General features: G+C 60.6%; 15 protein-coding genes. 2 read left to right on the forward strand and 13 right to left on the reverse strand.

The features are described 5' to 3' along the window. Nucleotides 1-77: 77 nt before the first annotated feature. From rpoB to OZX71_RS07190, 3 genes are all read right to left on the reverse strand, one after another. Nucleotides 78-3,644, reverse strand: coding sequence for a DNA-directed RNA polymerase subunit beta (gene rpoB / locus OZX71_RS07180; RefSeq protein ID WP_277146231.1), 3,567 nt, complete (start codon nt 3,642-3,644; stop codon nt 78-80). A gap of 245 nt (nt 3,645-3,889) precedes the next feature. Next, nucleotides 3,890-4,870, reverse strand: a complete 981-nt coding sequence (locus OZX71_RS07185; RefSeq protein ID WP_277159823.1) for a DUF5692 family protein — start codon at nt 4,868-4,870, stop codon at nt 3,890-3,892. 5 nt (nt 4,871-4,875) lie between these two features. Beyond that, complete coding sequence (locus OZX71_RS07190; RefSeq protein WP_348519538.1) at nt 4,876-5,583, reverse strand: TetR/AcrR family transcriptional regulator; 708 nt, start codon at nt 5,581-5,583, stop codon at nt 4,876-4,878. Nucleotides 5,584-5,951: 368 nt separating this feature from the next. On the opposite strand from OZX71_RS07190, the gene OZX71_RS07195 reads away from it, so the two are divergent. Continuing rightward, entirely contained in the window at nt 5,952-7,118 is a 1,167-nt protein-coding gene (locus OZX71_RS07195; protein WP_277159825.1) for an FAD-dependent oxidoreductase, read from the forward strand. 223 nt (nt 7,119-7,341) lie between these two features. Here OZX71_RS07195 and OZX71_RS07200 read toward each other — a convergent pair whose 3' ends face one another. Next, complete coding sequence (locus OZX71_RS07200; RefSeq protein ID WP_277159826.1) at nt 7,342-8,091, reverse strand: hypothetical protein; 750 nt, start codon at nt 8,089-8,091, stop codon at nt 7,342-7,344. Between the two features lie 156 nt (nt 8,092-8,247). Continuing rightward, nucleotides 8,248-9,135, reverse strand: coding sequence for an A/G-specific adenine glycosylase (locus tag OZX71_RS07205; protein ID WP_277160686.1), 888 nt, complete (start codon nt 9,133-9,135; stop codon nt 8,248-8,250). Between the two features lie 303 nt (nt 9,136-9,438). Between OZX71_RS07205 and OZX71_RS07210 the strand changes: the two genes are divergently transcribed. Further along, on the forward strand, nt 9,439-10,107 hold the full coding sequence (locus OZX71_RS07210) for a tRNA (cytidine(34)-2'-O)-methyltransferase (RefSeq protein ID WP_277159827.1): 669 nt from the start codon (nt 9,439-9,441) through the stop codon (nt 10,105-10,107). A 161-nt stretch (nt 10,108-10,268) separates the two neighbouring features. Here the strand turns inward: OZX71_RS07210 and OZX71_RS07215 are convergent, their stop codons facing one another. The 8 genes from OZX71_RS07215 to OZX71_RS07250 form a co-directional block, all read right to left on the reverse strand. After that, nucleotides 10,269-11,633, reverse strand: a complete 1,365-nt coding sequence (locus OZX71_RS07215; protein WP_277159828.1) for a PFL family protein — start codon at nt 11,631-11,633, stop codon at nt 10,269-10,271. 13 nt (nt 11,634-11,646) lie between these two features. Next, nucleotides 11,647-11,919: an ACT domain-containing protein gene (locus tag OZX71_RS07220; RefSeq protein WP_277159829.1), complete on the reverse strand. Its 273-nt coding sequence runs from the start codon at nt 11,917-11,919 to the stop codon at nt 11,647-11,649. Between the two features lie 259 nt (nt 11,920-12,178). Further along, the gene (locus tag OZX71_RS07225; protein ID WP_277159830.1) at nt 12,179-13,501 is read right to left on the reverse strand and encodes an MFS transporter; all 1,323 of its coding nucleotides are present in this window, start codon (nt 13,499-13,501) and stop codon (nt 12,179-12,181) included. 275 nt (nt 13,502-13,776) lie between these two features. Then, complete coding sequence (gene galK / locus OZX71_RS07230) at nt 13,777-15,042, reverse strand: galactokinase (RefSeq protein WP_277160687.1); 1,266 nt, start codon at nt 15,040-15,042, stop codon at nt 13,777-13,779. A gap of 116 nt (nt 15,043-15,158) precedes the next feature. Continuing rightward, nucleotides 15,159-16,412, reverse strand: a complete 1,254-nt coding sequence (gene galT / locus OZX71_RS07235) for a galactose-1-phosphate uridylyltransferase (protein WP_277159831.1) — start codon at nt 16,410-16,412, stop codon at nt 15,159-15,161. 46 nt (nt 16,413-16,458) lie between these two features. Next, complete coding sequence (locus OZX71_RS07240; RefSeq protein WP_277146221.1) at nt 16,459-17,256, reverse strand: DeoR/GlpR family DNA-binding transcription regulator; 798 nt, start codon at nt 17,254-17,256, stop codon at nt 16,459-16,461. Nucleotides 17,257-17,573: 317 nt separating this feature from the next. Continuing rightward, nucleotides 17,574-19,841, reverse strand: coding sequence for a transglycosylase domain-containing protein (locus OZX71_RS07245; RefSeq protein ID WP_277159832.1), 2,268 nt, complete (start codon nt 19,839-19,841; stop codon nt 17,574-17,576). Between the two features lie 207 nt (nt 19,842-20,048). Continuing rightward, nucleotides 20,049-20,768, reverse strand: a complete 720-nt coding sequence (locus OZX71_RS07250; RefSeq protein ID WP_277147538.1) for a Crp/Fnr family transcriptional regulator — start codon at nt 20,766-20,768, stop codon at nt 20,049-20,051. Between the last annotated feature and the right edge of the window lie 15 nt (nt 20,769-20,783).

Consider the following 20,783-nt stretch of genomic DNA (forward strand, 5'->3'; position numbering starts at 1 on the left):
TATTTTCTGGCGGCCTGCCGGGCTTGGTGTTTTTATTCGCCAAGCCCAGGCTCAAGCCGTTTGTTGAAGCGTTGCCTCTAGCGGTATTCCGGCTGAGGCGCCGCCTGATCGTCCTTGGCCGAGGCGTCCGGGCGGGCGCCGATGTTGAAGCCGAGATCGTTCGAGTTGCCCACAGGGTCGTCCTCGGCGTCGTTCAGGTCGATGGCCACGCCGTCGGCGTTCAGCACTTCGACGTTGAGCGACAGCGACTGCATCTCCTTAAGCAACACCTTGAAGGACTCGGGAATGCCGGCCGGCGGCAGGTTCTCGCCCTTGACGATGGCACCGTAGGCGCGCACGCGGCCGTCGACGTCATCGGACTTGGTGGTCATCATCTCGTGCAGCGTGTAGGCGGCGCCGTAGGCCTCGAGGGCCCACACCTCCATCTCGCCGAAGCGCTGGCCGCCGAACTGGGCCTTGCCGCCCAGCGGCTGCTGGGTGATCATGGAGTACGGGCCGGTGGAACGCGCATGGATCTTGTCGTCCACGAGGTGGTGCAGCTTGAGCATGTACATGTAGCCCACGGAGATCGGCTTCGGGAAGGGCTCGCCGGTGCGGCCGTCAAAGAGGGTCGCCTTGCCGTCTTCGCCCACGAGCTTGTTGCCGTCGCGGTCGGGGAGGGTGCTACGCAGCAGGCCCTGGATCACGTCGGGACGCACGCCGTCGAAGACGGGGGTGGCCACCGGGGTGTTCGGCTCGCCGTGCTCGGCGCCCTGCGGCACGTACTTCTTCCATTCGGCCTCGAGATCCGGGTCGAGCTTGATGTCCCAGCCTGCGTGAGCGATCCAGCCCAAGTGCAGCTCGAGGACCTGACCCAGGTTCATACGGGACGGGACGCCCAGAGGGTTCAACATGATGTCGATCGGAGTGCCATCGGGCAGGAACGGCATGTCCTCTTCCGGAAGAATGCGGGAGATGCAGCCCTTGTTGCCGTGGCGGCCGGACATCTTGTCGCCCACCGTGATCTTGCGGTGCTGCGCGATGTAGACGCGAATCATCGAATTGACGCCGTTGGGCAGCTCGTCGCCGTCCTCTTCGGCCTCGTCGCGGGTGATCTCCTTGATGGAGATCACGGTGCCGGTCTCACCGTGAGGCACACGCAGCGAGGTGTCGCGCACTTCTCGGCTCTTCTCACCGAAGATGGCGCGCAGCAGACGCTCCTCAGGGGTGAGCTCGGTCTCGCCCTTCGGGGTGACCTTGCCGACCAGGATGTCGCCGGCCTCGACCTCGGCACCGATGCGGATGATGCCGCGCTCGTCGAGGTTCGCCACCGCTTCCTCGCCGACGTTCGGCAGGTCGCGGGTGATCTCCTCGGCACCGAGCTTGGTGTCGCGGGCGTCGATTTCATATTCCTCGATGTGGATGGAGGAATAGGTGTCGTCTTTCACCAGGCGCTGCGAGATGATGACGGCGTCCTCGTAGTTGTAGCCGTTCCAAGGCATGAACGCGACCAGCACGTTCTTGCCCAGCGCCAGGTCGCCCTTCTGGGTGGCCGGGCCGTCGGCCAGAACGCTGCCGCGCTCGACGCGCTCGCCGTCATGGACCAGCGGACGCTGGTTGTAGTTGGTGGTCTGGTTGGAGCGCTGGAACTTGGCGAGCTTGTAGCTCGACTGGGTTCCGTCGTCGTTGGCCACGCGGATGATGTCGCCGGAGACATAGCTGACGACACCGTCCTTTTCGGAGAGGATGGTGTCTCCGGAATCGTAGGCGGTGCGCCATTCGGCGCCGGTGCCCACCAGCGGACGCTCGGACTGCACGAGCGGGACGGCCTGACGCTGCATGTTGGTGCCCATCAGTGCTCGGTGGCCCTCATCGTGCTCCAGGAACGGAATCAGCGAAGCACCGACGGAGACCATCTGGCGCGGGGAGACGTCCATGTAGTCGACGTCGCTGACCGGCACATCGACGGCCTCGTCCTCGCCGGAACGGACCAGCGCGGTCTTCTCGACGAAGTTGCCGTTCTCGTCCAGCTTCTGGTTGGCCTGGGCGATGACGTGCTCGGCATCGCGGTCTGCGGTCATGTACTCGATCTCGTTGGTCACGTGGCCGTTGACGACCTTGCGGTACGGGGTCTCGATGAAGCCGAACGGATTGACGCGTCCGAAGGTCGCCAGCGAACCGATGAGGCCGATGTTCGGGCCTTCAGGGGACTCGATCGGGCACATGCGGCCGAAGTGGGACGGGTGGACGTCGCGGACCTCCATGGAGGCGCGGTCGCGCGAAAGGCCGCCGGGGCCCAGCGCGGAGAGACGACGCTTGTTGGTCACGCCGGAAAGCGGGTTGTTCTGGTCCATGAACTGCGAGAGCTGGGAGGTTCCGAAGAACTCCTTGATGGTCGCGTTGACGGGGCGGATGTTGATCAGGGACTGCGGGGTGATGGCCTCGGCGTCCTGGGTTGTCATACGCTCGCGAACCACGCGCTCCATACGGCTCAGGCCGGTACGCAGCTGGTTCTGGATGAGCTCGCCGACCTGGCGGATACGACGGTTGCCGAAGTGGTCGATATCGTCGGTCTCGACGCGAAGGTCGACGTCTTCGCCGTTGCGACGTCCCGGGAAGGTCTTGTCGCCGGCATGCAGCGCCACGAGGTACTTGATGGTGGCGATGATGTCCTCGCGGCTGAGGCTGCGATCGGTCGGCTCGGCCTCGAGGCCCAGCTTGCGGTTGATCTTGTAGCGGCCGACGCGTGCGAGGTCGTAACGATGGTTGTTGAAGTAGAAGGACTCCAAGAGGTTCTTGCCGGCTTCCGGGGTGGCGGTGTCGGCCGGGCGGATCTTGCGGTAGAGGTCGGTCAGGGCCTCGTCCTGCGTGTTGATGGTCTCCTTTTCGAGGGCATCGAGCACCAGCGGGTAATCCTTGAAGGACTTGGCGATCTCGTCCTTGGTCATGCCGATGGCCATGAGGAAGACGATGGCGGACTGCTTGCGCTTGCGGTCGACGCGCACGCCTAAAACGTCACGCTTGTCGATCTCGAACTCGAGCCATGCGCCGCGCGACGGGATGATCTTCGCGCCGAAGACCTCCTTGTCGCTGGTGCGGTCGGGGGTGCGGTCGAAGTAGACGCCCGGGGAACGCACGAGCTGCGAGACGATGACGCGCTCGGTGCCGCCGATGATGAAGGTGCCGTGCGGGGTCTGCAGCGGGAAGTCGCCCATGAACACGGTCTGGCTCTTGATCTCGCCGGTGTCACCGTTCTCGAACTCGGCGTTGACGTAGAGAGGGGCGGAATAGGTGTAATCCTTCTCCTTGCACTCCTGGACCGTGTGACGCGGCTCCTCGAAGTACGGGTCGGAGAAGGTCAGGCTCATGGTCTGCGCGAAGTTCTCGATCGGGGAGATCTCTTCGAAGACCTCCTGCAGGCCGGAGGTATGGGCCACGTTGTTGGTGCCGGCCTTGATGTCGGCTTCGGCCTTCTTCTTCCAGCGTGCGTTGCCGATGAGCCAATCGAAGCTATCGGTCTGCACCCCCAGAAGGTAGGGCACATCGATGGGTTCCCTGATGGAACCGAAATTCACACGGTCCGACGCCTTATGCAACTTGATGTCGTGCTCATCGGCGCGTGCGATGACTTGTGTGGTGTTCGTCTTGAGCTTATTTTCAGCCAATGGACGTTCCTTATCGCTCGCTTGATCTTTGTCTATTCTTCACCGAGGAAACGCGCCGCAAACGGCTACACTACGCGGGCGCTTCGTCGTTAGAGCATGCCCGCAATATGACACACCTTATGCAAAATATCCATTATACACGAAAGGAAGACGAAATAGCAACTATTTCACCATCGAAACACCCCGATCATCAGAACAGAATTCCCATTGTTCAATAATCGGGGTGCGGTTGAGTTCGAGCAGAGTTACTCGGCGCGGGCCATGGCCTGGTCGTAGTCGCGCGTGCCCTTGAAGACTTCCTTCATCCAAGGATTGACACCCAGCTTCTTCGCCCTGTACAGAATGTAAGCGAGCGCGCCGATGTTGACCGCCAGAGCGACGACGGAAACGGCCAGGTTGACGTTGTAGTTGTTGACCGAATTCACCGCGAAACGGGAGTGCCTGGAGTCGAGGAAGAGCGGGAAGACCTGGGCGAACATGCACCACATGGCCAGGGTCGCCGCCCTGTTCTGGATCCAGCCGCCCTTGTTCCACAGGAAGTTGGCGAAGGTCGGGGCGAGCAGCAGCGCCAGGCCGCAGTACCAGGCGTGGGTAGGCAGGCAGTTATAGGTGTAGCAGAAGTTCCACAGATCGTAGGCCAGGATGAAAACCCAGGTCATATCGGGCCAGAGCATGTCCTGCTTGCCCTTGGAGGCGTAGATGCCGAACCAGCCGGTCATGCAGAAGATGTTGATGAGGCCTGCCACGCCGTTGAAGACGTTGAACCAGCCGCCCATAAGCGTCACGCCTTCGCTGGAGACGAAGGTGGTCCCCCAGCCGCGGAACGCCGACTCGAAATCGGAGACGACGGCGATCAAAATGTTGATGGCGACGATGACGAACGGGAAGCACTTGAACCAGTGGACCTTGCCCAGCTTGCCCCAGCCATACTTCAAAACCATGAAGCCGATGCAGCCGGCCGTGGCCGCGTAGAGCTTGGCATAGTGGAACCAGCCGTTCATCTCTGTGTAGGTGGGGTTGTTCAGGGCCCAGCTGGCACCCATGGCCGCGCCCACGTAGATGGCGACGAAATAGACGGTCAGCGCGGCGGGGATACCCACGAAGCACAACAGACCGCCGATTTTGCTGCGTCGGGAGATTTCATTGGCGATGATGAGGGCCACGAAAACCAGCGCCCATCCCAGCCATTGATACAGGGCATTGCCCCCATAGACTTGGAATAACATGGTATTTACTGACTTCCTTTCCTTTTTTGTTGTGCTTTGAGTTGCTTACATTGCTGCGGCGCAGACACAGACCCGAGAGCGCCGGAGTCCAGGCTGCGAGGGTTGAGATAAGACTCCAGATGGAGCGTCTGCGCCAGGATTTCGATGATGGTTTCGTCCGGCGTATCAGGATGCTCGCGCAGGATGGCGATCAGACCGGAAATCAACATGGCCAAGGTCTCGTGCAAATGACGCACGGGAAGCCCGCCATGCAGCCGCGCGAAATCCTGTGCCGCGGTGTGTTCGATATAGTCCGCTACGCGCTGCGAGACCTGGTCGACGAAACGTATGTAGAGCTCGCCGTTCCCCGACGCGACCAGGTGCTGGCTGAAGGGTCCCTCGTCGTTCAGGATATCGCGCATCAGGCGGACGATGTCGTTCATCGCTTTATCGACGTTGCCCGCTTGCCTGGTCTCGTTCCAAGTGTCGATCCGGGCGATGATCCGGTCGACGGCTTCGTCGAGAACCGCTTCGGCCACGGCATCCTTGTTTTTGAAATAATGGTAGAACAGCGAGCGGGTCATCCCGACCTTGTTGGCGATGTCCTTGATGGTGATGTGGGTAAAGCCCTTTTTCAAACTCATTTCCTGGGCGGCGCGAACGATTTGATCGCGTTTGTTTTTCGCCTGTTCGATGCCGGAGTGCAAGAGCGTACCCGCCTGCTTGCTCTCCATTGAAACGGTACTCATCGTTGAAACCCTTGTCTTGCATGGCCGGCGCCAAACCGCATTCGCCGGCATCCCCATAGATGCCGTTGACACATTGTCAATCTCTATCTTCATAGTGTAATACCAGGATTGACGATGTGTCAAATCGTAAAGTGGCGTATAAAAAATGAGTGTAGAGTTAACGTTTTGTTGGCTCACCGATCACAATCAATGAGACAACCAGCACGCCCACGAAGCGACGGATAACCGAACAATCAAAAGGCAAGAACCCTCAGGGCCGCGCTGCCGTCTTGGAAACTTCGCGTATCATAGTAAGATTACATATGACATTAAGCGGTTGTTACTGAGAATCCTAGATTGCATCGGAAGAGCTCATGAGAAGAATCATGGTACTTGGCGCAGGTTACGCGGGCCTACACGCAGTAAAGCAGCTCGTCGCCCAGAATCCCAACGCGGAAATAATGCTGGTTAACAGGGACGCTTACCATTACGACACCGCACGGCTTCATGAAGTGGCCGTCGGCAGAACCGACCCGTCCGAAATCAGCTTCAATCTTCGTGAAACGGTCAATCCCGGAGTCACCGTCGTCATCGACGAGGTGACGAGGATCGACCACGACATCCGAGCCGTTGAGCTGCGCCGCAACGGACTGGTCTTCTACGACTACCTGATCAACGCACTGGGCGGGGCGTCCTCCACGCCCGACGTTCCGGGAGCCACCGGCAACGTGCTGCCTCTGATCACCCTCAACGACGCGATGAGCGCGCGAAGCCATATCGAGCGGGTGCTCACGGATTACCACCTCACCCAAAACCCGTACGACCTGCGCATCGCGGTGTGCGGAGACGGGTTCTCGTCCGTCGCGTTCATGGCCGCGCTGCTCTACCAGCTTCCCGGCCTTGCGAAGCAATTCGGCGTACCGGCCGAACGCATGGAGGTCCACTGCTTCGCCTCCAATCCCAAACCCCTTTACCGTTTCGACCCGAAACTCACCGAATGGATCATGGAGTATCTGGGCAGCAGAGGCGTTGTCTTTCATGCCAATTCGCGCGTCACGCGTGTGGAGCCGGGAGCCGTCTTCGTCGGCAATCAGACGTTCCATGCCAACACCATCGTCTGGGCGACGGGAATCCGAGGCAGCCAGGTCGTCCCGGTTTCCGGCTATGCCCAGAAATTCAGCCGCGTCATCGTGCGCGACGACCTATCGGTGGTGGAGGCCGACGGCGGCTGGCCACGCGAGTTCGTGATCGGCGATGTTTCCGCCGTGCCGAACCCGCAGAACGGCCGCGTCTACCCGGCCAGCGCCCAGCTCGCCATCCAGCAAGCCGACTGCGCCGCCGCCAACGTGCTTTCGCTGATGCAAGGCGGACGCACATTCAGGTTCGTCTTCAAGCCATACGGCACGATTCTGCCGCTCGGCCCCCATTCCGGCGTCGCCCAGCTTGAGGACTCCAGGGGAAACTACACGCGGCTCAAGGGCGCCAAAGTGCGGCTGCTCATCAATAGGATGAACAAGTACTTCAGGGACTCCATCGTATAGGAATCATTTGAGAGCCCGGGCTTTTTCGAGATTGCCGAAGACACAGTCTGCGTAGCCATTCGCGGTCCACGAAGACATGGCTCGCGCGGTTATTGAGGATTCCTGAAGACACGGCTTGCGCGGTTATTAAGAATTCCCGAAGACACGGCCTAGACAAGCATTGAGGACTCTGGATTCCAGAAGCGACAGATTTCCGATTGTCCGACTCCGCTTACTCAACCGTCTATTCGACGGTAATCGGAACTTTCTCGCTTTTCACGCCCGGATGGCCTTTGAGATTGAGCTGGGCCAGGTAGGTGCCGCGCTCCACGCGCGGAAGCTGCTCGTCGGGAACGCAGGTGGATCCGGTGCTGTCGGCCGGCCAGGTGATTTTCTGTACGTCCTTGTCGCCCTTGGCCATCAAGAGATTGCGAGGGTCCGCAGGACAAACGGCCGAACTCCAGATGACGTCATTGCCTTGTCCGCCCTTCGTCTTGCCGTTGCCTGAACCCGCACCGGCGTCGGAAGACGAGCCCGCGCCGGAAACGTTGGAAATCGTAAGGATGCGTGAATCGTTCGAGGCATCGACCAGACAGGAATCGCCGCCTTCATAGCGGATGGTCGCCTTGAAATCAAGCGTTCCGCCGACACCTACACTTTGCGAGACCGGGGTCAGTTCAAGCTTCACGTCCTTGGCGCCGCATTTCTTGACACTGCTTTGGTTGGCCTTATCTTGATCGCTATTATCGGATTTCTTGGAAGATGTGGCCTTCTTGCGATTACCGGAGACGGACGAGTTCGAAGCCGCCGCCCCACCGTGATCATGATAGGTCGCGAAGACGCTGGTCGCGAGTTTGTAGATACCGAACCCGATCAACGCCAGAAGCACCAGCGCAACCGCTCCCACGACGATGCGGCGGCGAAGATAGACGCGCTGCATCTCCTTGGTTGTCTTGCGCTTTCCCCGGCGCTTCTGCGGTTGCTGAGTGGTCATGCCTTCAAGTGTAAACGACCTTGCTGAATTCAGGCGCCTACCGATACTTTCCGACGAGAAGAAACACATGACGGCTTCACCGCCTTACAGATCCGTTGCACCAGCCAACACAACGCAGTGAAAGGCCGATGGCCAACGATGCCGACCATCGACGTCTCAGCGCGGCAAATGCAGCGAACCGTTTGGGCCGATTTCTATTAAACCGTCTTCGTCGAGGCTGGCGATGCATTGGTCCAGCTGAATGTGGTCGCCCCAGAGTTTTTCGACATCGTCGCGCGAAAGCGACACGGCTTTATCGCCGGATCCCGCACTCGAAAGCGCACGCAAGGCGTTCAGGACGATACCCCGCACCTGTCGGTTGGTGCCCTTGAAGCTCTGGCGCGGGCGGGTGCGCTTCTCGCCCATGTGCGGGCAGCCGGCGGCGTAGAAACGGCTGTGGGCGGCCCACGGATCCTCATCGATCTTGGGATTCTTGGCAGTGCAGACCAGTGCGCCAAGTTCGATCAGCGCTTCGTTCCACGTCACGCTCTCCTTGGCGTCTTGCGGCAGGACGGCGTTGGCCAGCTCGCGTTCCGCGGGTTTGGTGGCGCCGCCGAACGACTCCTCGCCTTTGAACGTGCGCCAGAGCACGCGGCGAACGTTGGTGTCGAGCACGGCGATGCGACGCCCGAACGCAAAACTCATCACCGCGCTGGCCGTGTAGTCGCCGATGCCGGGGAGCGCGACCAGCTCATCGTACGTTTTCGGAAGCTCGTTGTGATATTGTTCGGCGACGACCTTCGCACATTCCTGAAGCCGCAGGGCCCGACGAGGGTAGCCAAGCCTGCCCCACGCGGTGATGACCTCGGCGGTGCTCGCCTTCGCCAGGCTTGCGGCATCCGGCCAGACGTCCATCCAATCGGTCCAGTAGCGCACCACGCGGCTCATCTGCGTCTGCTGGCTCATCACCTCTGAAATCAGAATGCCCCAAGGCGTCGTACGGCCAAATCGCCATGGCAGATCGCGCGCGTTTTCGTCCCACCAAGCGAACAGCTCCTGCTTCATCGTCTCGAGTTCGCCGGCGCCGAAACCTTCGATTCCCTCATGCGGATTCTCGGACGTAACGGATGAACCGGTGTTCGTTTCTCGCGTGGTTTTGCCGGATTCCGTCGTATCAATATCGTTCTGAGCCATCCGAACCATTGTGCCCTGACGCCGATACAGTTCGCGCCGTCTGCCGTATAAGCCGAGATACCGTCATCGTACCGGCTTCCGGGGCAGGCCCGATACACTATCCGCAGGCATATCCCGTCACGATATTCTTCACACCGATTACGCCGTGTCGCTTCACGGGGATAGTTTTGAACCATGACAGACATAGCGCAAGCGGCCGAAAACGCCGGAAAATCCGAGAATCCCGAAAACAAAGTCACCGACATGTACGAATACGGCTACCGCAAGTCCAATTACGGACCGGACGAGCTGGTGACCGACGCGCACGGCAACCCGATCAGCGTGGTCGACGCGATGATGAGCGCCAAGGACGCCAGCGAGGCCAAGACAGTGACGCCGCACCTGTGCTACTACTCCCCGCGCATCCCCGGCAACACCGGCTCCGCGATCCGCCTGTGCGCCGTGACCGGCACCATCCTGCACCTGATCGAGCCGCTCGGCTTCAATCTCAAAGATACGAAGCTGCGTCGCGCCGGGCTGGATTACCACGACATGGCCCACGTCGTGCTGCACCCCGACTTCGAGGACCTGGTGCGCTCCATGCCCAACTCGCGCATCATCGCCTTCACCGCGCACGCCACCAAGCTCTACACCGATATCGAGTACAAGCCGACCGACATTCTGCTCTTCGGCCCGGAGCCGGGCAACATCCCCGACCCGATGGACATCATGGAAGGCCCTCACGTCGCCGAGCAGGTGCGTCTGCCGATGCGGCCTTCGCTGCGCTCCCTCAACCTTACCAATTGCGCGTCCATCGCCATTTACGAGGCTTGGCGTCAGCTTGGATTCAAGGGCGGCGAGTGAAGGACGGCTCGGATTTTTTCGACGCTGAAAAAATGTGAGTCAAACGAACAACTTCGAACATATGACGATAGCTGGAAACGTCGGATTTCCAACGTTTTCAAAGTATTCGTAATGTATGGCAGACTCACGTTTTTCAGAGGTCCACAAGAAAATGTGAGTCTCTAGTTCTTGAAACTGTGAATCGGAGCGGGAATACGGCCGCCGCGGGTGACGAACGACTCGCACGAGGTCTGGTTGACCGGGATAATCGGGGCGTAGCCCATCAGGCCGCCGAAATTGGCGACCTCGCCCACGCCCTTGCCATAAACCGGGATCACGCGCACGGCGGTGGTCTTCTGATTGACCATGCCAATGGCGGCTTCGTCGGCGATCATGCCGGAAATCGTGGAAGCAGTCGTCTCCCCCGGAATCGCAATCATGTCGAGACCGACCGAGCAGACGCAGGTCATCGCCTCGAGCTTTTCGATCTTCAGGCATCCGGAGGCGGCCGCGTCGATCATGTTCTTGTCTTCCGAAACGGGGATAAATGCGCCGGAAAGCCCGCCGACGTACGAGGAGGCCATGATGCCGCCCTTCTTGACCTGGTCGTTGAGCATCGCGAGCGCCGCCGTGGTGCCGGGGGCACCCACCTGCTTCAGCCCGATCTTCTCGAGCACCTCCCCCACCGAATCGCCGACGGCCGCAGTGGGTGCCAGCGACAGATCGATGATGCCGAAAGGCACGCCGAGCCGCTTCGAGGCCTCCTGAGCGACCAACTGGCCTACACGGGTGATCTTGAAGGCGGTGCGTTTGATGGTCTCGCACAAAAACTCAAAATCCTTGCCGCGTGCGGCATCCAGTGCGTTTGACACCACGCCCGGCCCGGAGACGCCGACGTTGACAACCACATCGCCCTCGGTGACGCCATGGAAACCGCCGGCCATGAACGGGTTGTCGTCGGGCGCGTTGCAGAAGGCCACGAATTTCACGCAGCCGTAGCTGTCATTGTCACGCGTGGCGTAGGCCGTGTCCTTGATGACGTGGCCAAGCAGTTCGACGGCATCCATATCGATGCCGGTTTTGGTCGAGCCGACGTTGACCGACGAACAGACGATATCGGTTTGCGACAGTGCCTGCGGGATCGATTCGATGAGCATGCGTTCGGCCGGCGTCATCGACTTGGAGACCAACGCCGAATAGCCGCCGATCAGGTCGACACCGACCTTTTTGGCCGCGCGGTCGAGCGCATGGGCGATACGCACGAAATCGGCCGGGGACTTGCAGGAACTCGCTCCCACCAAGGCAATCGGAGTGATGGTGATGCGTTTGTTGACGATCGGGATGCCGAAGTCGCGCTCGATGGCCTTGCCCACCTTCACGAGGTCCCGCGCTTTGTCGGTGATCTTGCGGTAGATGTTCTCGCAGACCGTCTCCACATCCGAGGCCGCGCAGTCCAGCAGCGAGATGCCCATGGTGATGGTGCGCACGTCGAGCTTCTCACGCTCGATCATCTGATTGGTCTCGTCGACCTCCATAATGTTCAGCATCGCTTGCTCCCCCTCAGACCCGGTGCATGCTCGTGAAGATTTCCTCGCGCTGGCAGCGGATGCGCACGCCGATCTCGTCGCCAAGGGCTTCGAGGCCGTCGACCAGCTCGGAGAATTCCTCATCACACTTGGCGTAGTCCACGATCATCATCATGTTGAAGAACCCGTCGATGATGGTCTGCGAGATGTCGAGAACATTGACTTTATGCCGCGAAAGATAGGTGCACACCAGAGCTATGATGCCGACCGTATCCTGCCCGACCACCGTGATGACCGCTTTATCCATGCCAACCCCTTACCCGATTTTGAAAACGCCGATGGCCGACCGAAGCCATTACAATTCCCAAGTATAAATGCAATGTGAGCCGCAAAGGCGTCAGTGTCCGGAATACTAACAGATAACGGTTTATATCTACTACCGGCAAACGCGAGCCCGGCCGGACGACGAAACATGCGACCGGCAAAGCGACCCTTGATACACGTCCGGTATAGCCGTATGCCGCAATATTCGCTGTCGAATGCCGGCGCGCGACGAATATATACGATTATTTTTTGAGACTCGGACGAAGCCGGTACGCCGCGGGCATGCCGAGCGCGGCGATGGCGAAGAACACCACCGCACTCAAGAGACTGGGCAGGTAGGTGCCGGCCATGTCGAAGACGGCGCCATGCACCGTGGCCGACAGCGCGAGCGCCATCGTACCGGCCACCTGCACGCCGCTGAAGATCTCGGCGTAGTCGCGCGGCCCGAAGCAACGCCGCACGAGCCACGGCACCGCGACCAGCACCACGCCTTGGCCAAGTCCTGCCAAGAAGCCGAAGACCGTGGCCGGAGTCGGAGAGGCGATCAGCATCATCAGCAGCCAGCCGGCGAGCCCTACCAGCGAGTAGCCAGCCAACACCAGCTCGACCTTGAAGCGGTCGAGGGCCATGCCGATGCTCGCCTTGCCGAGCGCCGCGCCCAGCATGATGCCGGAGACCACCAGCGCCCCCTGCGTCAGGCTCAGCCCGCGCGTCTGCTCGTAGCCGGAGACGTGCTGGACCAGACCGGAAGTGAACTGCAGGAGCACGGAGATGACCGCGAGCAGCACGAAGGTGAGGGTGCGGTAGGCGTCGTGAGCGCTCATACCTGCCAACGCATCCGAAGATTCCGCATCGTCAATAATCCCGGCTTCCTCGCAACGTTCGTTCGATTTGCCGGCTTGTTTCTTCCCGTTTTTCGCCGGGTTCGACGCAGACGACAAAGCAATTTGATGCCCGTAGGCGAATTCGCCGCGCGAGGCGTCGGGCAGGAACTTCAGCACCAGCAGCGAGAACGGCAGGATGCACACGGCAAGCACCAGCGCAGTGAGTTTGTAGGAGGTCCGCCAGCCGAAATCGGAGATCCACGAGGAGACGATAGGGTTGAAGATCGTGCCGCCGATGCCGGAGAGCCCGAGCGCGATGCCCATGACCATGCCGACCTTTTGCTCGAACCAGTTGGAGAGCAGGACACTGGGAGCCAGGGAGACGGGGATGACGTAGGCCACGCCGAGCACGACAAACGCCACGTAGAACTGCCAGAGCGAGGTGAAATAGGAGCCGAGGAAGAAGACCACCGAGCAGACCACCACACAGCCGCTGATCAGCAGCCGGGAATCGACGCGCCGCATCACACGTCCGGCGACGAGCATCGTCAGCGCCCCCACGCCGTTCATGATGGTGGTCGCCAACGCGACCTGTGCGCGCGTGACCCCGAGGTCATGGCTCAGCACGGCATAATAGAGGCCGGGCGTGTTGATGACCATGCCGAATCCGACCAGTGAGAGCACACAGCAACCTACGAACACCAGCCACGGACGGGCTGCGGAAAGTCGAGACGACGACATGAAAAGCCTCCCAGCAAAATCAAAACCACTGGAAGGCTATAGCACGAGGCAGGGCGAGTACATGGCCTGTGGCCGCATCTTCACACAGCCATACAAACCCCATACGCACTGCCCGTTTTCATCACATCCCTACGCATTTCCCTTACATCGAAAATCACGGCGGGAAACCGATATATCACTGAGCGTTCACATGGCGACACAAAACTTCCACAAGCCCTCTCACAAACGTATTACGAACGCGGGCAGCGGATGCCACCAAACAGGCACGGCGAAATCTACATCTCCTTGTGCGCCGAATCGGAAGCCACAGCCGCCAAGGCACGCGGCGCGTGGAAGCCGCGGTGCGCGAACTCGTCGGCGACGGCCTGCGCCACCGCACGGCCCTGGCCCTTGTCGACCAACGCGATGATGGATCCGCCGAAGCCGCCGCCGGTCATGCGGGCACCGTAAGCGCCGTGCCTGCGCGCGACGTCGACAGCGACATCCAGCTCGGGGACGGTGACCTCATAATCCTTGGCCAGCGAATCATGCGAGGCGTTGAACAGGCGGCCGGCCTCCTTGACATTCCCGGCCGCGAAAGCACCAACGAATTCCGGGACACGCCAGATTTCGGTGACGACGTGGCGCACGCGCTTTTTCATCGTCTCGCCCGGAAGCTTGTCGAGCACTTCCTGCAGCGCGGCCTGGGCGGCATCGGCATCGTCACCGGCGCTTTGAGAAATCCTGTCGGCGACCACGCGCAGGTTTTCAACGCCCAGCGCCCTCGCAGCTTCTTCGCACATACTGCGGCGCGCCTCGTACTGGCCGTCGTTGAGCTGGTGGCTGGCCTGAGTGTCGACCACGAGCAATTCGAGCCCCAACGAATCCAAATCGAACGGCTGCTGCGAAACGCTGTGCAGCGCGTCAAGCTCAGGGCGGCAATCCAGCAGCAGCGCATGGTTGGGGGTGCAACGCATGGACGCGTTCTGGTCGAGGCCGCCGGTGGAAGCCCCGGCCATGTCGTTTTCGGCCTTCATCGCGGCTTGGATCAGTGTGACGCGCCCTTCATCGCTTCCGCCGAACCCGAGCTGGTAGATGTCGTCGAGTGCGAGCGCGGTGGAACAGGTCATCGCAGCCGACGAGCTCAGCCCGCCGCCGACCGGCACACACGAGACGAATGCGGCATCGAAGCCTTTCACCGCGTCGAATCCCGCCTCGCGCAGCGCCCATGCCACGCCGATCGGATAGGCGGCCCAACCCTTGACGTCCCGGGCTTTGAGCCCGTCGAGGTCGACAGTCGCCGGTTTGCGGTCGCCGAAGCTGGAGACGACGCGCACCACGCCGCTTTCCTTTGGCGCCACGGCGATGAACGTGCGGTGCGGCAGGGCGATGGGCAGACAGAGTCCGGCGTTGTAGTCGGTATGCTCGCCGATCAGGTTCACGCGCCCCGGAGCCGACCACACGCCGGCGGGGGCCTCGCCAAACGTATCGACAAAGAGCTCGGCGACTTCGCCGACAGCCTCCTTCGCATCAAGCGGCTCAAGATATTGGACGTCTCTGATAGTGCTCATTTGATTTCCTCCATGAAATGAATGTGACGGAGATGCTGGTGGTAACGATATTGACAGCAGCGGCGCAACGATGACGCAGTAACGACACAGCAGTGAAGCCCGCCGGCTCAGTCGATGTCGATCGGGCCGAGCTCGTGGAAGCGGGCGGCGATGCGTTCCGGCGTCGTGTCCGAAACCCATGCGGCCATGCCCGATTCACTGCCGGCCAGATACTTGATCTTGTTGGCGGCGCGGCGGAAGGAGAAGAACTGCAGGTTGAGGCGGTAGTTCTCGCGTCGCTTGTCGTGGATCGGGGCCTGATGCCAAGCGGAGATGTAGGGCAGATCCATGCCCTTGCCGTCGCCGGTATCGAAGAAGGCGTTGCCGCGCTTAAGCAACGTCGAATACATCGAGGCCAAGTCCCAGCGTTCCTGATCATTGAGCTCGTCGATGGTCAAGACATCGCGCACCGGGGCGACGTGCACCTCCAATGGCCAGCGCGCGGCGGCCGGCACGTAGGCGACCCAACTGGAATTTCGCATCACCACGCGGGTGCCGGCCTCGAGCTCGGCGTTCATGATATCGCGCAGCAGGTTGCCGCCGTTCTGCTCGTGGTAGGCCTGCGTGTGCTGCAACTCGGTTTCCATCTTCGGCGGGATGAACGGGTAGCAATAGACCTGGCCGTGCGGGTGCGCCAGCGAGACGCCGATTTCGGCGCCGTGGTTCTCAAAGGGGAAGATCTGTTCGATGCCGTCCATATGCGAGATCTCGGAAGTACGGAAGGCCCATGCCTCCACGACCGTGCGCAGGCGCGAAACCGGCAGGTCGGCCGGCAGCCCGTTTTCGTTGGGGTCGAAGCAGATGACCTCGCAGCGCCCGGACGCGGGCTTCTGCTGCCACAGCGGATTGCCGTCGACGTCGGTGACGACGTCCGGCACGCCGGGCACCTGCACCATCGAGGGGAAGCGGTTTTCGAAGATGACCACGTCGTAATCGGTGTCGGGCACCTCGCCGTCCTGATAGGGGTCGCCGGGCTTGCGTGCGGCGAGCGGGTTGCCTTTGGCCGTGGCCCCCGGACCGGCGGTGATCGGCCGGTTCATGCGGGCCGCCGCCATCGGAATCCAATCGCCCGTCAGCGGGTCGCGGCGCATGATCGGCTCGGCGTACGGCACTTCGTTGCCGTCGGCGTCCTTATGCGGCGCAAACCGGTCGGCCAGCGGACGCGGGTCGACGAGCTCGCGGGTCTTGGCGCCGGAAACGTACTCCGGGTCGTCGTCCAGATAGAAGAAATCGCGTCCGTCCGCCAGCTTGGTGGGCGTGATGCGGATATGCTCGGATGCATATTCCCCTGGTTTGTAATACTTGAATTGCTCTTGCTTCATTGCTGTTCCTTTGTATAGGTTGGTCATTGAGCCACCGATTGCGGCTTCAGTCCTCGATCTGCCCCGGGCCTTTGGTCAGGACCAGATGCTTGACCAGCTTGCGCGTCTCCTCGGCCGAAGTCGGGTCGAGCCCGTCGTCGGTGATCAGCGTGTCGACCTGGTCGAAGCGCGCGAAAAGCGAAAGCGAGGTGCAGCTCCATTTGGTGTGGTCCGTGAGGATGATGGTCTTGTCGGCGATATCCATCATGGCCATGTCCGTGGCGGCCTCGAGCGAGTTCGGCATGAGGAAGCCACGCGGTACCGAGACAGAATGCGTGCCCAGGAATACGGTGTTGACTCGAAGTGATTCGATGACCTTGTCGGAAATCGGGCCGACCAGCGAGTTCGAGCGGGTGATCACGCCGCCGGTGACGATGACCTCCACGTCCTTCGATTCCAGCGCCTGAACCAGTTCCGCCACCGGTATGGAGTTGGTCAGTATGGTGATATTGCTCGCGCGTTGGCTTTCCAACAGATGCTGGGCAAAGATGTATGACGTCGTGCCGCCGCCGATGGCGATCACGTCCCCGGGCGAGACGTACTTGACGGCTTCCTGCGCGATCGAGTCCTTGAGCCCGATGTCCATCTGAGATTTGACGGAGAACAGCGGCTCGCTCAAGAGCGTGCTGGTGGTCACCGCCCCGCCGTGGACGCGCTTGAGCAACCCCTTGTCGGCGAGGTCGGCGATATCGCGACGCACCGTCATGGCCGAGACACCGAGCTCCTTGGAAAGCGCGGTGATCCGTACCGCGCCGCGGGTACGAAGCCTGCTTAAGATCAAATGCTGCCGTTGTGACGAAATCATATGAACATTATCGCACAAATGTGAGCATCAAACAAACCCACTTGAGCGTTTCATCCGGTAACTTTACCAAAACCGAACAATTTGAGACATCACGGCTTGACTTCTGCCCACGTTGCGATCAGGCTGTTCCAAGCAGATAGCAGACAACTCCCTTCAATTTATCGGGACCGCCAGCAGAGATCTTCAAAACCGTTGGGACATAAAGCCTTCCACATCAAACAGCAAGTAGCGACTCTAAGCACTATGCCGCAAAACCTGAAGACTCTTCCCTATCAATCCCCGATCCATCGATCTTAGAGCCCAAGGCCGGTCCAGTTTCAATGTTGGGTATCTTGTTGTTGCTGCTGTTCCTGGGGCTGCTGATAGCCCTGTCTGTCGGGAATGGCGTTATTGCCCGTGGTGGACTGCTGCTTGGTATTGGTGGATGCGCTTGTGCTACCCACATACTTCGGGTCCGGGTTGCCGTAGTTGCCGTCGTTAGGCGCGCCGATGTCCGCAAGGTACTTGTTCATGAACTCTTTCCACGCCGGGGTGGCGATGTACATGCCGTACCACTGCCCGTAGGCCTTGTGGTTGATGACCTTGCCGGTGAATGAGACCGGTACCTCGGCGTTGTTGACGGAGACGAACGAGGCGACCTGGTTGGGCGCGAAGCCGCCGGTGGTCATATACGTGTCTTCGTTGGTGCCGGTTTTGGCGAAGGTCTTCCGCCCACCGTCCAGCTGCGTCATCGTCGCCTCGCCTCCGGGCTGGACCACGCCTTGGTTCATCGCGTAAGCCGTGGATTGGGCGATACCGGGCTCGATGGCCTGGTGGCAGTTGGCCGAAGGCACCTTCATGGACTTGCCGGACTTGCTGATGACCTTCTTCAAGGCAATCGGCGTGCATTCGACGCCGTTGGCGCCCAAGGTGCCAAAGACGTTGGCCATCGTCAGCGGCGAGGCCGCCACCGAACCGATCGTCATCGAACCGTTGAAGCGTTCCAGACTCTTACGCGTGGACGGATCGGGGTCGCCCGACGCATTGTGATAGCCGACCGCTTTCGCGGCCTCGCCGATGGCGCACAACCCGATCTGCTGGGTCATGCCGGCCTGCGTGGTGTTGTGCGAACGGACAAGGCCCTGAAGCGGGGATTCCACGCTGGCCGTTCCGCCCTCGGAGTTGTGCACGTTCCAGCCTGAGGGCTGGCCACCATAGTTGGCACAGGCGAACGAGCCCGCCGGGTAATAGCTGCTCAGACGCAGCGGCTGCGAAATCGACTTGCCGGCCTGCATCCACGCCACGAGGTTGATGGGCTTCCACGTCGATCCGACGCCCCAACCGGAAGAACCGCCGTCTTTCTCGTCGACCGCATAGTTGACCGCCGTGTGCGTGGGATCGCTTTTGGCGGCATCCGTCGGGTCGTAGATGCGGTTGATGCCGAAGCCGAGCACTTCGCCGGTGCCGGGCTTGATGGCCGCGATGGTCACCTCGAAACCGCTGGGATCGTCGACCGGAATGGTGTCGCGGGCCGCCTGCATGGCATCGGCGTTGGCATGCACATCCATCGTGGTGTAGATGCTCAATCCACCTTCATTGAGCAGCTTGGTGCGGTCGGCCTCGGTTTTGCCGAATTCCTTGGAGTTGAGAATCTGCTTGGTGGCGTAATCGCAGAAGAACCCTGCGTCGCCGGCGACCTGGCAGCCGACCTGCGTGGAATTGTCCTGCAGATTCAGGGTGTTCGCTATGGGCTCGGCGCGGAACTTGTCGTGGTCGGACTGCGAGATGAAATGCTGCTGCAGCATCAGGTCGAGGACGATGTTGCGTTGTTTTTGCGTTTCAGGCTGGTTGGCGGGCACCGAAGGATCGTACTTCGCCGGGTTCTTGGTGATGGCGGCGATGGTGGCCGACTGGCCGATGTTGAGATCGGCTGCAGAAACGTTGAAATAACGCTTCGCTGCGGTTTCGACGCCATAAAGGTTGTGCTGCCCGAACTGCGCGATGTTGAGATAGCCCTGCAGGATCTCGGCCTTGCTGTATTGCTTTTCCATCTGCACGGCGATCAGCATCTCGCGAATCTTGCGTGCGATGGTGTCTTCGGAGGCATGGTATTCGGCGATGGGATCGTTCTTTTCCTTCGCCTCGATAATCAATACGTTCTTGACATACTGCTGCGTGAGCGACGAACCGCCCTGGGTGTCGCCGCGCTTGATGAATGTCTGGACGAAGGCTCGCAGCACGCCCTGCATGTCCACGCCGGCGTGTTCGAAGAAGCGGCGGTCCTCACGGGCGACCACGGCCTGCTGCATGGGCTGGGAGACCTGGCGCAGCGGGACCACGGTGCGGTTCTGCGCATAGAAGGAGGCGATGACGGTTTTGCCGTCGGAGGCATAGATGGTGGACTTCTGCGGCAGGCTGGTGACGTCGAAATCGATGTCTTCGGTTTTCAGCGTCGGCGCGATGGTACGGGCCGCCGAATTGAGCCCGAGCACTCCGGGAATGAAGAATATGCCGCCGACCACACCACCGGCGATGCAAAGGGTGACATAGGTCAGTAGCAAAGCGATCACGCGCCGTACCGTGAGGTTGTTCTTCATTTGAGGCATGGTGTCATTCTAGGATATCGCCTCTACCGAAACGGCCGAATGCGTAGCCTTGTCGCCCAATTCATAGACCGGCCCGGAGAGTCTGAAAACTTGCGGGAAGCGAGCCGAGAATTCCCTATACATGCCTTGATACGAGTTCGCGGCCCGAAGCCTCAAAGGCGACGAGCCGCGAACCAAGTTTACAATCACGAGGCAGCGATCAGCGATTCAGTGACGGGAACGACGAATCAACGCACCAGGCTGATAGATGATGATGGAACGGCCTTCACGGGCGATCCACCCGCGGTTGGCGAAGTCCATCAGCGCCTTGTTGACCGTCTCACGCGAGGAACCCACGAGCTGGGCCATCTCCTCCTGCGTCAGGTCGTGCGGCACCTTCACGCCGGATTCGACGGGCTCGCCGAAACGCGAGGCCAGATCAAGCAGCGTCTTGGCCAAGCGGGCGGGGACGTCCATGAAGACCAAGTCGGAAATCTGCTCGTTGTTGGCGCGCATGCGGTTGGCCATCACCTGCAGCATGTCCACGGCCACGCGCGGGTGCTTGTTGAGCCATGAGAACAGGGTGTCGTGCTCGAGCCAGCCGACCTGCGTGCCGTTGTTCATCGCGATGGCCGAAGCCGTGCGCGGCCCGCCTGCCGGGTCGAACACCGGAATCTCGCCCAGGATCTCGCCGCGGGTGTGGATGCTCAAAAGCTGCACACGGTTGTCGCTTGCCTCGCGCGTGAGCTTCACTTTTCCGCTTTCCAGCAGATACATGCGCTGGTCAGTGGAACCTTCGTGAAAGATGTAATCACCCTTCTCGAATTCCGCGCGCTTCATGTAGGGCATGAGCTCCTCCGCATCAGCGTGGGAGACATGCTTGAACAAGGTCGTCTGCAGAAGTTCATTGTCCGCTTCACTTGTCCCATTCGGACTTACCACGAGAATGCACCTCCAAAAAAA

Origin of the sequence: Bifidobacterium sp. ESL0764 (assembly GCF_029395515.1) — a bacterium.
Taxonomy (GTDB): Bacteria; Actinomycetota; Actinomycetes; order Actinomycetales; family Bifidobacteriaceae; genus Bifidobacterium.